This window comes from Pseudomonas sp. KT_2_4 (genome assembly GCF_041410225.1).
In the GTDB taxonomy this organism is placed as follows: Bacteria; Pseudomonadota; Gammaproteobacteria; order Pseudomonadales; family Pseudomonadaceae; genus Aquipseudomonas; species Aquipseudomonas paracarnis.
The window spans coordinates 1,276,792-1,292,889 of sequence record NZ_CP166962.1 but is presented as its reverse complement, the minus strand read 5'-3'; the positions used below and the strand labels follow the sequence as shown (position 1 = coordinate 1,292,889).

Here is a 16,098-nt window from a genome sequence, read left to right as displayed (position 1 = left end):
TCGTATGTATTTTGCCCTGATGGATTCAGATAGCAAGCCCAGGGCGTCGAGCAAGAGGTCAAGCAGGATGGCAAACCCCTACGCTGAGTTATTCCAGGTCCCCGGTGCCCGGGCCTTTGTGCTCGCGGGCATGCTGGCGCGCATGCCGATATCCATGACCGGCATCGGCCTGATCACCATGCTGTCCCAGGTACATGGCGGCTATGGCCTGGCCGGTTCGGTGGCGGCGGTGTTTGCCCTGGCCACGGCGATTTGCGCGCCGCAAGTGTCACGTTGGGTGGACCGCTACGGCCAGGGCAGGGTGCTGCCGATTGCCGCGCTGATCGGCGGCGGGGCGCTATTGATGTTGCTGCTGTGTACGCGGTTGCAGGCGCCGAATTGGACGCTGTTTCTGTTCGCCGCGCTGGCGGGCTGCATGCCCAATATGTCGGCCATGGTGCGGGCGCGCTGGACCGAGTTGTACCGTGGCCAGCCCAGGCTGCAAACCGCGTTTGCCCTGGAGTCGGTACTCGATGAGGTGTGCTTCATCATCGGCCCGCCCATTTCGGTGGGGTTGAGCGTGGCGGTGTTCCCAGAAGCCGGGCCCCTGGTGGCGGCGCTGTTGCTGGGGGTGGGCGTCACCACCTTTGTGCTGCAACGGCAAACCGAGCCACCGGTACACGCGCATCAGGGCGCGCACGGTCGTTGGCTGATTGCTTCGCCGTCGGTATTGATCCTGATGATTTTGCTGCTGGCCATGGGCGTGATCGTCGGCGTGGTGGATGTGGTCAGCGTGGCCTTCGCCCAGCATCAGGGCCAGCCGGCGGCGGCGAGTATCGTGCTGTCGGTGTATGCCATTGGTTCGTGCCTGGCGGGGTTGGCCTTCGGTGCCCTCAAACTCAAGGCACCGTTGCCACGCCAGTTCCTGTACTGCGGCGTAGCCACGGCGTTGACCACCTTGCCCTTGCTGCTGGTGAGCAATATTCCCGGCTTGGCCGCTGCAATCTTTATCTCCGGGCTGTTCTTTGCGCCCACCTTGATTGTGTCGATGGCCATGGTGGAGCAGATCGTCCCGGCCAGCCGCCTTACCGAAGGCATGACCTGGCTGATCACCGGCCTGAGCATCGGCGTGGCCATTGGCGCCGCGAGTTCGGGGTGGATGATCGACCACTTTGGCGCCACCAGCGGGTTTTGGGTGGCGCTGGCGGCGGGGGCGGTGGTAGCGGGCTCGGCGGTAGTGGGTTACCGGCGGTTGGGATAGTCAGCCAATCGTCGGGCATGGCTCTGGGTAGTGATGCTGCAGAAATTCGTTCAGCGCCTGACGCGTGAGATCATTCAATGTCACTTTCTTACGGTTTGCCGCCAGGGCAGCGGCCAAATGCAAGTCATGCCCGACGCGTACGTTGAATGAACCTTTGCACGGTTTCTCCGGCGTGTGCCCCAGGCTCTGGCAGGTAGCGAGATAATCATCCACCGCGCCACGGAAGGCTGCGTCCAGTTCAGCCACAGTTTTGCCTTCATAGCTCACCAATGCCTTGATGAACAGGATTTTACCAAACAGGCAGTTGTCCTCGAGGCTGGCTTCGATGGAGCCGATGTAGCCTTTGTGTTTCAGTTGGTTGTTCACTGAATCAGTTCTCCTGATTTCAATTGTTCGATGATCTGGCGCCGAATGTAGTGTTTCAGTTCGTTGCCGTGGTGAGGCTTGTGCAGGGTGATCATTGCACTGGGGTCGCCCATGTCGAACTTGACCCGGCTTCCGGCCCCTTCAATCTGTGTGTATCCCAATCGGCGTAATAACGTGACGAGCTCAGACTAGGTAAATGCCATGTGCTCATTGAGCAGTTTGGCGAGCAGCTTTTCATTCTTGGACACGGCGTTCCCTGCGTGTAACTAAATTTAGTTGCAAAAAGTGGTGTTCGTCAATGCTAGCTCAGCTTCGTGCGGCTTCGCGGGGATTGATGTAACCCCCGATGACAGCCTGTGCGGCGCCCCCCATTCCCCCGCTAATTTTTCCCCGCCCGGTTCGTTTTATAGGGACGACGTGCCTTTGTGCTTCCCGCCTATTGCCCCGGATTCCAAGAAATGAATGCTGAAGACTCCTTGAAACTTGCTCGCCGGTTTATCGGGCTGCCCCTGGAAAAGCGCCAACTGTTCCTGCAAGCCTTGCAGAAAGAGGGCGTGGATTTTTCAAGGTTTCCGATTCCGGCAGGGGTGGAGGTGGAGGACCGCCAGGCGCTGTCCTACGCGCAGCAGCGCATGTGGTTTCTATGGCAGTTGGACCCGGCCAGCGGCGCCTACAATTTGCCCGGCGCGGTGCGTTTGAGCGGCGCGCTGAGCCTGCCAGCGCTGCAGCAAGCGTTCGCCAGCCTGGTGGCGCGTCACGAAACCCTGCGCACGGTGTTCCAGCGTCAGGCTGATGAGAAGCTGGTGCAGGTGGCGGTGGAGCCGTCGGTAACCGTCGAGCACCTGGACTTCACGGCCTTGGCCGTCGATGCGCGGGAGCAGGCCGTCAACGCCGCCGCCACCCGGCAATCGCTGTTGCCGTTCGACCTGGAGCATGGGCCGCTGCTGCGCGTGCAACTGCTCAAGCTTGCCGAGCAGGAACACGTGCTGCTGCTGACCCTGCACCACATCGTCTCCGACGGTTGGTCGATGAATGTGCTGATCGACGAGTTCATCCGCTGCTATGACGCCCATGAGCGCAACGAAGCGCCCCAACTGCCGGCGCTGCCCATCCAGTACAGTGACTACGCCCTGTGGCAGCGCCGCTGGCTGGAGGCGGGCGAGCAGGCACGCCAGCTGGAATATTGGCAGGCTCGCCTGGGCGATGAACATCCGGTTCTGGAGCTGCCCACCGACCACCCGCGCCCGGCCATGCCCAGCTACCAGGGCACACGGCATAACTTCGCGATTGAGCCGGCGCTGGCCGCGCAACTGCGCAGTTGCGCGCAAAAACATAACGTCACTCTGTTCATGCTGCTGCTCGGCGCCTTCAATGTGCTGCTGCACCGCTATACCGGCCAGGGCGACATCCGCGTCGGTGTGCCGATTGCCAATCGCAATCGCACCGAAGTCGAGGGGCTGATCGGGTTCTTCGTCAACACCCAGGTGTTGCGCACCGAACTGACCGGGCAAACGCGGGTTGCCGAGTTGCTGCAAGGTATCAAGGAGCATGCTCTGGGCGCCCAGGCCCATCAGGAGTTGCCCTTCGAACGGCTGGTGGAAGCGCTGAAAATCGAGCGCAGCCTGAGCCACACGCCGCTGTTCCAGGTGATGTATAACCATCAGCCGGTCGTCGCCGACATCGCCTCGGTCAGCACCGCATCGGGGCTGGAATTGGCCCTGGTGGAATGGCAAGGCCGCACCACCCAGTTCGACCTGACCCTGGACACCTATGAAAAGTCCGGCACCCTGCATGCCGCGCTGACCTACGCCAATGACTTGTTCGATACGCCCACCATCGAGCGCATGGCCCGGCATTGGATCAGCCTGTTGCAAGCCATGGTGCTCGATGGCGAACAGCGCATTGGCGAATTGCCCATGCTTGACGCGGCTGAACAGCAACGGCTGGTCCACAGCTGGAACCAGACCACCGAGGCGTACCCGACCGAGCGCGGGATTCATCACCTGATCGAAGACCAGGCGCGGCGCAGCCCCGATGCTCCGGCACTGGTGTTCGGTACCACCACCTTGACCTACGCCCAACTGGATGCGCGCGCCAACCAGTTGGCCCATGCCCTGGGCGAGCAGGGCGTGGGGCCCGACGTGCTGGTGGGTATCTGCATCGAGCGCTCCATCGAAATGGTGGTTGGCCTGCTGGCGATTCTCAAGGCCGGTGGCGCCTACGTGCCTCTCGACCCTGAGTATCCCCAGGAACGCCTGGCCTACATGATCGAAGACAGCGGCATACAACTGCTGCTCAGCCAGCAGAGCCTGCTGGCGTCGCTGCCCGTCGCCGGTATCCAGTTGATTGCCCTGGACCAGCCGGCGCTATGGCTCGACGGCTACAGCAGCGAATCGCCGAACGTGGCCTTGCATGCCCTGAACCTGGCCTACGTGATCTACACCTCGGGCTCCACCGGCAAGCCCAAAGGCGCCGGCAATAGCCATCGCGCCTTGGTCAACCGCTTGAGCTGGATGCAACAGGCGTATGGCCTGGGTGCCAACGACGCGGTGTTGCAGAAAACCCCGTTCAGCTTCGACGTGTCGGTGTGGGAGTTCTTCTGGCCACTGATGACCGGCGCCCGCCTGGTGGTCGCGGCGCCTGGGGAGCACCGTGAACCGGCGCGCCTGATCGACACCATTGGTCGGCACGCCATTACCACCTTGCACTTCGTGCCGTCGATGTTGCAGGCGTTTATCCATGAGCCGGGCGTACAGGCGTGCGCAAGCCTTACGCGCATCGTCTGCAGCGGCGAAGCCTTGCCCCTGGATGCGCAACAGCAAGTGTTCGCCAAGTTGCCCGCTGCGGCGCTGTACAACCTCTATGGCCCGACCGAGGCGGCTATCGACGTCACGCACTGGACCTGCATCGACGAAGGCGCCGACAGCGTGCCCATCGGCCGCCCCATCGCCAACCTCGGCACCTACGTGCTGGACGCGCAACTCAACCCGGTGCCGGCCGGTGTCAGTGGCGAACTCTACCTGGGCGGCGTTGGCCTGGCGCGCAGTTACCACCGACGCCCGGCGTTGACTGCCGAACGTTTCGTGCCCAGCCCGTTCGTGACGGGCGAGCGCCTGTATCGCACCGGTGACCGCGTGCGCCAACGCGCCGATGGGGTGATCGAATACCTCGGCCGCCTCGATCATCAGGTCAAATTGCGCGGCTTGCGTATCGAGCTGGGCGAAATCGAAGCACGCCTGATGCAGCATCCACACGTGCGCGAAGCCGTGGTACTGGTACAGGGCGGCAAGCAGTTGATCGCCTATCTGGTGCATGCAGGCGAGGCGCCAACGGACCTCAAGGCCTGGTTGCTCGGCAGCTTGCCGGAATACATGGTGCCGACGCATTTCATTGCGCTGCCCAAGCTGCCGGTGACCGCCAACGGCAAGCTCGACCGCAAGGCGTTGCCAGCGCCGGATGCGGCTCAGCCGCAGGCATTTGTCGCCCCCCAAGGCGACCTGCAAACAGCCCTGGCTGCCATCTGGAGCGACGTGCTGGGCGTTGAGCAGGTCGGCCAGGATGATAACTTTTTCGAGCTGGGCGGCGATTCGATCATCTCCATCCAGGTGGTCAGCCGCGCCCGTCAGGCCGGCATTCGCCTGAGCCCGCGTGACCTGTTCCAGTACCAGAGCATCCGCAGCCTGGCCCTGGTGGCGCGCTTCGAGCAGGTCAGCCTGATCGACCAGGGCCCGGTCAGTGGCGAGGTGATGCTGACGCCCGTGCAACACAGTTTTTTCGCCCAACCGATCCCGGCGCGGCATCACTGGAATCAATCTTTGTTGCTGGTGCCCGGTGAGGTGCTTGAGCCTGCACGGTTGGAGGCCGCGCTGGCGCGGTTGATCCAGCATCACGACGCTCTGCGCCTGCGCTTTGTGCAGCAGGCTGACGGCTGGCAGCAGAGCCATGCCGCCGATGTCAGCGAATCGCTGTTGTGGCAATGCCAGGCCAGCACCGACGCTGAACTGGCGGTGTTGTGTGATGAAGCCCAGCGCAGCCTTGACCTTGCCCAAGGCCCGCTGCTGCGCGCCGCGTTGGTGAATTGGGCCGATGGCAGCCAACGTCTGCTGCTGGTGATCCATCACTTGGTGGTGGATGGCGTGTCTTGGCGCATCCTGCTTGAAGACTTGCAACAGGCTTACCGAGAACAGGTGCTGCCGGCAAAAACCAGTGCCTACCAGCGCTGGGCGCAACAGCTGCACCGCCACGCGCAGACCGTCGAGGAGCAACTGTCGTACTGGCAAGCCCAATCCATCGACGCCGAACTGCCGTGTGATCACCCCGAAGGCGGCCTGCAAAACCGCCTGGGTGCCAAGCTGGAAACACGCCTCGACGTCGAGCACACCCGCCGACTGCTGCAAGACGCGCCAGCGGCCTATCGCACCCAGGTCAACGACCTGCTGTTGACCGCCCTGGCGCGGGTGATCAGCCGTTGGAGCGAGCAACCTGCTGCGCTCATTCAATTGGAAGGCCATGGTCGGGAAGACCTCTTCGACGACATCGACCTGAGCCGCACCGTCGGCTGGTTCACCAGCCTGTACCCGGTGCGCCTGCATGCCAAAGGCGAGTTGCCCGAGGCGATCAAAGCGGTCAAGGAACAACTGCGCGCCGTGCCCGACAAAGGCCTGGGTTACGGCCTGTTGCGCTACCTGGGCGCGCCACACGCGCAGGAAAGCCTGGCGAACCTTACCGCGCCGCGCATCACGTTCAACTACCTGGGCCAGTTCGACCGTCAGTTCAACGAGTCGGCACTGTTCGTGCCGGCCAGTCAGGGCAGTGGCCAGGCCCAGGATCCAGAGGCGCCGCTGGCCAACTGGCTGACGCTGGAAGGTCAGGTGTATGGCGGCGAGCTGTCGTTGCAATGGGGGTTCAGTCGGGAGATGTTCGAGGCGGCGACTGTGCAGCGGTTGGCGGATGAGTACGCAGCCGAACTCAAGGCGTTGATCGAGCATTGCTGTGCCACGCCGGCAGGCCAGGTGAGCCCCTCGGATTTCCCGCTGGCACGCCTCACCCAGCAGCAACTGGATGCCTTGCCCGTAGCCGGGCCGGCGATTGCCGACCTTTATCCGCTGTCGCCGATGCAGCAAGGCATGCTGTTCCATACCCTGTTGGAACCCGAGGCACAGGCCTATATCAACCAGTTGCGCCTCGACATCGAGGGCCTTGATTTGCTCGCCTTCGGACGTGCCTGGCAGGCCGCACTGGATCGTCACGACATCCTGCGCAGCAGCTTCCATTGGCTGGGCCTGGACAGTGCTCATCAGTTGATCCAGCGTCAGGTCGACCTGCAACTGCAAGTGATCGAAGACCCCGACGCCGATTTCGACACCCTGGCCCAGGCCGAACGCGAACGCGGTTTTGCCCTGAATGCCGCGCCGCTGTTTCGCCTGACGCTGGTGCGCGGTGCTGGTGCGGCCTGGCACTTTATCTTCACCAGCCACCACATCCTCATGGACGGCTGGAGTAACGCGCAGTTGCTCGGTGAAGTCATCGCTCACTATGCGGGGCAGGCAGTGCTGGCGCCGCTCGGGCAGTTCCGCGATTACCTCGCCTGGCTGCAACAACAGTCCTCGGGCGAAGCGTTCTGGAAATCCGCCCTGGCGGCATTGCCGGCGCCGACTCTGCTGGCGCAAGCGCTGCGCACGCCGGTAGTCGGGGTGGGCATGGCTGACCATCACGTAGCACTGGAGAGCGACTTTACCCGCCGCCTCGGCGAGTTCGCACGCCAGCACAAAGTCACCCTCAATACCCTGCTGCAAGGGGCTTGGAGCCTGTTGCTGCAACGCTACACCGGCCAAGACTGCGTCGCCTTCGGTGCCACCGTGGCCGGGCGTTCCGCACCGCTGCCGGGGATCGAGCAGCAACTAGGCCTGTTCATCAACACCTTGCCGATCATCAGCGCAGCCTCGCCAGCCCAGTCGGCCGCGACGTGGCTCAGCGAACTGCAAGCGCTCAACCTCAGCCTGCGCGACCATGAACATGTGCCGCTCTACGACATCCAGGGCTGGGCCGGCCAGCAAGGCGCGCTGTTCGACACCTTGCTGGTGTTCGAGAACTTCCCGGTCGCCGAGGCGCTCAAGCAAGGCGCGCCGGCCGGCCTGACTTTCGGTCGCCTGCACAACCATGAGCGCACGCACTACCCATTAACCCTGGGCATCGAACTGGGCGCCAGCCTGCGCCTGGAATTCAGTTATGACCGTGCCCAGTTCAGCGAGGCGCACGTGGCGCAGTTGAGCGCCAACCTGCAACACCTGCTGGCGCAATTGCTCGCAGACGCTCACATGCCGCTGGGCAACCTGCGTCTTCTCGACGCCCCTGCGCAACGGCAGATGCTCGCTCTGAGCCGCTCAGCCGCAGCGCCCCAGACCAACGAACGCGTGCACCAGCGTATTGCAGCCCAGGCCGAGGCGACGCCAGACGCCCTGGCTGTACAGGCCGGTGACGCCAGCTTGAGCTACGCCCAGTTGAACCAGCGCGCCAACCGCCTGGCCCATCGCCTGTTGGCGCTTGGCGTCGGCCCCGGCCAACGGGTGGGCCTGGCTTCGCGGCGTGGCCCGCAATTGATCGTCAGCCTGCTGGCAGTGCTCAAAAGCGGGGCGGCCTACGTACCGCTGGACCCTGAATACCCAGCGGAACGTTTGGCCTACATGCTCGCCGACAGCCGCCTGGACGTGTTGCTCAGCGAAACCGGCTTGCTCGCCGACTTGCCTTTGCCTCGCGGCCTGACCCGCGTGGATTTCAGCACCAGTGGCGACGAACTGACCGGCTACCCGACGACCAATCCGCCTAATCACGCGGCGGCGGCTGACCTGGCCTATGTGATCTACACCTCTGGCTCCACCGGCCAGCCCAAGGGCGTGGCCATCGACCATGCCGCCCTCGGCCAGTTTTGTGACAGCGCCACGCTGTACAGCCGACTGAGCGCCGAAGACCGCGTGTTGCAGTTTGCGACCTTCAGTTTCGATGGTTTTGTCGAACAGTGCTTCCCGCCCCTGTGTGCGGGCGCGGCGTTGATCATGCGTGGCGATGAACTCTGGGATGCCGGGCAACTGGCGCAAGAGATTGTCGAGCAGGGCGTGACCCTGGCCGATTTGTCCGCCGCCTACTGGTACCTGTTGGCGCAAGAGTGCGCCGAGCACCGTCGCTCCCTGGGCAAGCTGCGCCAGGTGCATGTGGGCGGTGAAGCCATGTCAGTGGAGGGCGTGCGTGCGTGGTACGCCGCGGGCTTGGGCAATGTGCGCCTGGTCAACACCTACGGGCCGACCGAAGCCACGGTGGTCTCCAGCGTGCATGAGTGCCAATTGGCCGATGCCAACGACGCCTACGGCGTGCCAATCGGGCAGGCGATTGCCGGGCGCGGCCTGTATGTACTCGACAGCGGTTTCGAACTGTTGGCCACCGATGGCGTGGGCGAGCTGTGCATTGGTGCCGAGGTTGGCTTGGCGCAACGCTATTTCGACCGCCCGGCGCTGACCGCCGAGCGCTTCTTGCCGGACCCGTTTTCCGCCATGCCCGGTGCGCGGCTTTATCGCAGTGGCGACCTGGCCCGGTATAACCCGGCGGGTGCGCTGGAGTACGTCGGGCGTATCGACCATCAAGTGAAGATTCGTGGCCTGCGTATCGAAATGGGCGAAATCGAAGCCAGCCTGCAAGCCTTGCCCAACGTGCGGGAAGCCGCCGTGCTTGCGCAGCCGAGCGTGACCGGCGTGCAGTTGGTGGCGTACGTGGTGCCAGCCGAAGGCCAAGCGCTGGAGACCCAGGCACTGGCGGCGCGCTTGCGCCAGACGTTGCCGGACTACATGGTGCCGGGCCATTGGGTGGTCCTCGATGCCTTGCCGTTGAACCACAACGGCAAGCTCGACCGCCGTGCGCTGCCCACACCCGACCTGAACCAGGCCAGCGCCGCCTACGTGGCGCCGCAGAGTCCATTGCAAATCCAGTTGGCGGCGATCTGGCAAGCAGTGTTGCAGGTCGAGCAGGTTGGCCTGGAAGATCACTTCTTCGAACGCGGCGGCCACTCCTTGCTGGCCACCCAAGTGATCTCCCGGGTGCGCCACGATCTCAAGCTGGAAGTGCCGTTGCGGGCCCTGTTCGAACAGCCGACGCTGGCCGCTTTCGCAGCGGCGTGCGCAGGCGTGCAGGCCGATACCGCGCCCGTGATGCAGGCGGTTGGCCGTGAGCAGCCGCTGGCGTTGTCCTTTGCCCAGGAGCGGCAGTGGTTTCTCTGGCAATTGGACCCCACCAGCGCGGCCTATCATGTGCCCACCGCCTTGCACCTGTGCGGTGAACTCGACATCGCGGCGCTGGAGCGCGCCGTCGAGGCCCTGGTGCAGCGCCATGAACCGCTGCGCACCACCTTTGTGGAGGCGGGCGAGCACACCGTGCAAGTCATCCACCCAGGCCTGGCAGTGCCGGTTGAACAACAAGAGGTCGACGCCGGCGCTATCGAGCAGGCTGTCACCGAAGAGATCCAGCGCCCGTTTGACCTGCGCAACGGCCCGCTGATGCGCGTCAAGTTGCTGATCGTCGCGCCTGATCACCATGTGCTGGTCATCACCCAGCACCACATCATCTCTGACGGCTGGTCGATGCAAGTGATGATCGACGAGTGGGTGGCGCTGTACCAAGGCGACGCAGGGTTGCCGGCCTTGCCGATCCAGTACGCCGACTACGCCCAGTGGCAGCGCGACTGGATGGCGGCTGGGGAACAACAACGCCAGCTCGATTACTGGTGCGCTCGTCTGGGGCGCGAGCATTCGTTGCTGGACCTGCCGCTGGACTATCCACGCCCCGCAGTGCAGAGCCATCGTGGCGCGCGCCGCCAGATTCATCTGGAGCGTGCGCTGCTGACTGAACTCAAGGCCCTGGCCCAGCGTCAGGACGTGACGCTGTTCATGCTGTTGCTGGCGTCGTTCCAGACCTTGCTGCACCGCTACAGCGGCCAGGCACAGGTGCGTGTCGGCGTACCGGTCGCCAACCGTAATCGCTTCGAAACCGAGCGACTGCTGGGCTTTTTCGTCAACACCCAGGTGCTGCAAGCTGACGTGCACGGGCAGATGCCGTTCGACCAGTTGCTGGCCCAGGTCAAGCAGCGTGCCCTGGAGGCGCAGGCCCATCAGGACCTGCCGTTCGAGCAGCTCGTGCAAGTGTTGCAGCCCGAGCGCAGCCTGAGCCATAACCCGCTGTTCCAGGTGATGTTCAACCATCAGGACAGCCTGCGTTCAGCCCCGGTGCAATTGCCCGGCCTGGCTTTGCAGCCCGTGGATTGGGCCGGTCACAGCACGCAATTCGACCTGAACCTGGAAACCGAGGAATCGGTGGACGGTCTCTGGGCCTCGCTGACTTACGCCACGGACCTGTTTGACGCGGCGACCGCGGAACGCCTGGCCGAGCATTGGCAAAACCTGCTGCGCGCGGTCCTGCAGGATGCCTCGATGGCCTTGGACGACCTGGCGATGCTCAGCCCGTCGCAATCGCAGCAAATGGTGCACGACTGGAACCGCAGCGACACCGACTACCCACGCGAACGCTGCGTACACCAGTTGTTTGAGGCCCAGGCCGCGGCGCAACCCGACGCCATCGCGCTGCACTTCAATGACGAGCACCTGAGCTACGGCGAACTCAACCGTCGCGCCAATCGGCTGGCCCATCGTCTGATCGACAGGGGCGTCGGCCCGGACGTGCTGGTGGCGGTGCACGTGGAGCGTTCCCTGGACATGGTGGTTGGCTTGCTCGCGACCCTCAAGGCCGGTGGCGCCTATGTGCCGCTCGACCCACAATTCCCGGCAGAGCGCCTGGGCTACATGCTTGAAGACAGCCGCGCCCGGGTATTGCTGACGCAACCGCACCTGCTGGGGCACCTGGCGCAGCCGCACGGCGTGCAGGTGCTGATGGTGGAGGAGGCCGGCACAGCGCAGCACAATCCCCAGGTTGCCGTGACACCGGAGCATCTGGCCTACGTGATCTACACCTCTGGCTCCACTGGCAAGCCCAAAGGGGTGATGGTTCGTCACAAGGCGCTGTGCAGCTTCACCAGCGCCATGGCCGGCACGTTGAGTATCGGCCAGGATGCGCGGCTGTTGTCGCTGACCACCTTCTCGTTCGACATCTTCGCCCTGGAGCTGTATGTGCCGCTGAGTGTCGGCGGTACCGTGTTGCTGAGCGCCCAGGCAATGGCCCTCGACCCGGAGGCGATCCTCGATCTGGCCCAGCGCCAGGCGGCGAATGTGCTGCAAGCCACGCCCTCGACCTGGCGCATGTTGCTCGACAGCCCACGGGCTCATTCACTGCGTGGCATCGCCTGCCTGTGCGGTGGCGAAGCGCTGCCCGTCGATTTGGCCCAGCGCATGCTCGACCTGCAAGGCCCGCTGTGGAACCTCTATGGCCCTACGGAAACCACCATCTGGTCGGCGGCTCATCGTTTGCACCAGGCATTGCCGTTCGTTGGACGGCCCATCGCCAATACCGGCTTGTTCATTCTCAATGCCGGTCTCACGCCATGCCCCCAAGGTGTGTCCGGTGAGCTGCTGATCGGTGGTGTCGGCCTGGCGCGCGGTTACCACGGGCAGCCGGCGCTGACCGCCGAACGCTTCGTGCCCAACCCGTTTGGGGCTCCGGGCGAACGCCTGTACCGTACCGGCGACCTGGCACGCTATCAGGCAAACGGCGTGGTGGAATACATCGGCCGTGTCGACCATCAGGTCAAGGTCCGGGGTTTCCGTATCGAGCTGGGTGAAATCGAAGCCTGCCTGCGTGAGTTCGACGGCGTACGCGAAGCCGTGGTGCTGGCCGATAACGACCGGCTGATCGCTTACCTGGTCAGCACCGCGCCGCAGGCACTGCAGGTGTATAAAGCCGCGCTGCGCGAGCGCTTGCCGGACTACATGGTGCCAGCGCAGTGGCTGTTCCTCGACAGCCTGCCGCTGACCCCCAACGGTAAGCTCGACCGCAAGGCACTGCCCAAACCGGATGCCAGCCTGTCGCTCAAAGGCCATGTAGCGCCCGTCACCCCGCGCGAGCAGCAGGTGGCGGCGATCTGGGCCGAGGTACTGGAATTGCCCCGTGTGGGCCTCGACGATCATTTCTTCGAGTTGGGCGGGCATTCATTGCTGGCCACGCGGGTGGTGTCACGGGTGCGTCAGGCCCTGGCGCTGGAGGTCCCACTCAAGGCCTTGTTCGAACAGCCGCTACTGGGTGATTTCGTGCAGGCCTTGGGCGAGGAGGGCGTCACCGCGCCGGCGCTGATCAAGGCCGATCGCACGCAGCCTCTGCCGCTGTCTTATGCCCAGGAGCGCCAGTGGTTCCTCTGGCAACTGGACCCGGCCGGCGCCGCGTATCACATCCCCAGCGCCTTGCGGTTGCACGGGCCGTTGGACCTGACCGCGCTGCAAGAGAGCTTTGATAGCTTGCTGGCTCGCCATGAAAGCCTGCGCACGTATTTCCGTCAGGACGCCACCGGCGCGGTTCAAGTCATTGACGCCCAGGGCCGGGTCGATATCGAGCAGGTCGACAGCGACTATGCCGGCCTCAAGGCGCGGGTCGCGCAGGTGGTCGCCCAGCCTTTCGACCTGCTGCATGGGCCGCTGCTGCGGGTCACCTTGCTGCGCCTGGCCGAGGACGACCATGTGCTGGTGCTGGTGCAGCATCACATCGTCTCTGACGGCTGGTCGATGCAGTTGATGGTCGAGGAGTTGGTGCAGGCGTATGCCGCTAACAGCCAAGGCCAGGACGTGCAATTGCCGGCGCTGCCGATCCAGTACGGCGATTATGCCGTGTGGCAGCGCGGTTGGATGGAGGCGGGGGAGCAGGCGCGTCAACTGGCCTACTGGCGCGAGCAGTTGAGCGGCGAGCAACCGGTGCTGGAGTTGCCGTTCGACCATCCGCGCCCGGCACAGCCAAGCCATCGCGGCGCACGCTTGGGTATCGAGTTGCATCCGGAGTTGTTGGGCAGTTTGCGCGCATTGGCGCAGCACGCTGGCGTCACGCTGCCGATGCTGCTGTTGGCGTCTTACCAAGCGTTGCTGCATCGCTACAGCGGCCAGGAAGATGTGCGCGTGGGCGTGCCGATTGCCAACCGCAATCGCCTGGAAACCGAGGGGTTGATCGGCTTCTTCGTCAACACCCAAGTGCTCAAGGCCGATATCCACGGGCAAATGAGCAGCGAGCAATTGCTGCACCAGGTGCGCCAGCGTTCCCTGGAGGCCCAGGCTCACCAGGACCTGCCGTTCGAACAGTTGGTGCAGGCATTGCAACCGGAGCGCAGCCTTAGCCTGAGCCCGTTATTCCAAGTGTTGTTCAACCACCGTGTGAGCGCTGCCGACAGCCATCTGCATCGCCTGGCCGACTTGCACGTCGAAGTCCTGGATCTGGACGAAGGCGTGGCCCAGTTCGACCTGGCGCTGGATGTGGAAGAAAGCCCGACGGCCCTGCGTGCCTCCCTGAGTTATGCCACCGACTTGTTCGCCGTGGCGACCATCGAGCGCATGGCCGGGCATTGGCAGAACCTGTTGCGGGCGATGGTGGTCGACCCACAGCAGCCCATCAGCCAATTGAGCCTGCTGGGCGAGGATGAGCAGCAGCAGATTCTTGAGCTGTGGGACCAGACCGACGCCGGTTTTTCAGCCGAGCGCCTGGTGCACGAATTGGTCGGCGATCGCGCCCGGCAAACCCCGGACGCAGTGGCGGTTAAATTCGACGCGCAAACCCTGACTTACGGTGAACTGGATCGCCAGGCCAACCGCCTGGCCCATGCCTTGATCGCCCGTGGCGTCGGCCCGGAAGTGCGGGTGGCTATCGCCATGCCGCGCAGTGCCGAGATCATGGTGGCGTTCCTGGCGGTGATGAAAGCCGGCGGTGTGTATGTGCCGCTGGATATCGAATACCCACGTGATCGCCTGCTGTACATGATGCAAGACAGCCGTGCGCAACTGCTGCTGACTCACAGCCGGGCGTTGCAGCAACTGCCAGTTCCCGAGGGTCTGGATACCCTGGCGATTGATCGCACCGAAGAGTGGGCCGGTTACAGCGATACGGCACCGGATGTGGCGCTGGACGGCGACAACCTCGCCTACGTGATCTACACCTCCGGTTCCACCGGTTTGCCCAAGGGCGTGGCGGTGGCTCATGGGCCGTTGGTGGCGCATATCATCGCCACTGGCGAGCGTTATGAAACCTCACCGGCCGATTGCGAACTGCACTTCATGTCGTTTGCTTTCGACGGCTCCCACGAAGGCTGGATGCACCCGCTGATCAACGGCGCCAGCGTGTTGATCCGTGACGACAGCCTGTGGCTGCCGGAATACACCTACGAGCAGATGCATCGCCATAACGTGACCATGGCGGTGTTCCCACCGGTGTACCTGCAACAGTTGGCCGAACATGCCGAGCGCGACGGCAACCCGCCGGCGGTGCGGGTGTACTGCTTTGGCGGTGATGCCGTGGCTCAAGCCAGCTACGACCTGGCGTGGCGCGCGCTGAAACCCAAATACCTGTTCAACGGCTACGGCCCGACGGAAACCGTGGTCACGCCGCTGCTGTGGAAGGCACGCAAGGGCGACCCCTGTGGCGCCGTCTACGCGCCCATCGGCACTTTGTTGGGTAACCGCAGTGGCTACGTGTTGGATGCGCAACTGAACCTGCAACCCATCGGCGTGGCCGGCGAGTTGTACCTGGGCGGCGAGGGCGTGGCCCGGGGTTATCTGGAGCGTCCGGCGTTAACCGCCGAACGCTTCGTGCCGGACCCGTTCGGCAAGCCTGGCAGTCGCGTGTATCGCAGCGGCGACCTGACCCGTGGGCGTCCGGATGGCGTGGTGGATTACCTGGGGCGTGTGGACCATCAGGTGAAGATCCGCGGTTTCCGTATCGAACTGGGGGAAATCGAAGCGCGCTTGCGTGAGCAAACCAGTGTCGGTGAAACCGTGGTGGTGGCCCAGGAGGGGCCGACCGGCAAACAACTGGTGGCCTATGTGGTACCGGCCGACGCCAGCCTGGCCGACCAGGTTGAGTTCCGTGACACCCTGCGTCGTGCCCTGAAAGCCGACCTACCGGACTATATGGTGCCCAGCCACTTCGTATTCCTGGCGCAGATGCCGCTGACCCCCAACGGCAAGCTCGACCGCAAGGGCTTGCCGCTGCCGGATGCGAGCCAGATGCAGCAGCAGTACCTGGCCCCGCAAACCGAGCTTGAGCAGCAGATCGCCACGATCTGGGCCGACATCCTGCACCTGCCGCAAGTGGGCCTGAACGACAACTTCTTTGATGTCGGTGGCCACTCCTTGCTGGCGATCCAGATTACCTCGCGGGTGCAGGCCGAGCTCGGCCTGGACGTACCGTTGATGGAACTGTTCCAGACTGAATCGCTGCGCGCCTACGTGCAGGCCGCAGCCACTTTCCGCGCCGGCAGCGTGGAAGATTTTGATGACCTTCGTGACTTTTTGAGCGAACTAGAGGCGATTTGA

3 protein-coding genes and 1 pseudogene are annotated in these 16,098 nt (G+C 63.9%); 2 read left to right on the top strand and 2 right to left on the bottom strand.

What is annotated here, in order from left to right:
• The first annotated feature begins 67 nt into the window (after positions 1–67).
• The gene (locus tag AB9N64_RS05635; RefSeq protein ID WP_014718825.1) at positions 68–1,240 is read left to right on the top strand and encodes an MFS transporter; all 1,173 of its coding nucleotides are present in this window, start codon (positions 68–70) and stop codon (positions 1,238–1,240) included.
• On the opposite strand, the gene AB9N64_RS05630 is transcribed toward AB9N64_RS05635, so the two are convergent.
• Both AB9N64_RS05630 and AB9N64_RS05625 read right to left on the bottom strand, forming a co-directional pair.
• The gene (locus tag AB9N64_RS05630) at positions 1,241–1,606 is read right to left on the bottom strand and encodes a type II toxin-antitoxin system HicB family antitoxin (protein WP_014718824.1); all 366 of its coding nucleotides are present in this window, start codon (positions 1,604–1,606) and stop codon (positions 1,241–1,243) included.
• Positions 1,603–1,854 (bottom strand): annotated as a pseudogene (locus AB9N64_RS05625) (type II toxin-antitoxin system HicA family toxin). Before AB9N64_RS05625 ends, AB9N64_RS05630 begins: the two are co-directional and overlap by 4 nt.
• A gap of 210 nt (positions 1,855–2,064) precedes the next feature.
• On the opposite strand from AB9N64_RS05625, the gene AB9N64_RS05620 reads away from it, so the two are divergent.
• Positions 2,065–16,098: a non-ribosomal peptide synthase/polyketide synthase gene (locus AB9N64_RS05620; RefSeq protein WP_371360042.1), complete on the top strand. Its 14,034-nt coding sequence runs from the start codon at positions 2,065–2,067 to the stop codon at positions 16,096–16,098.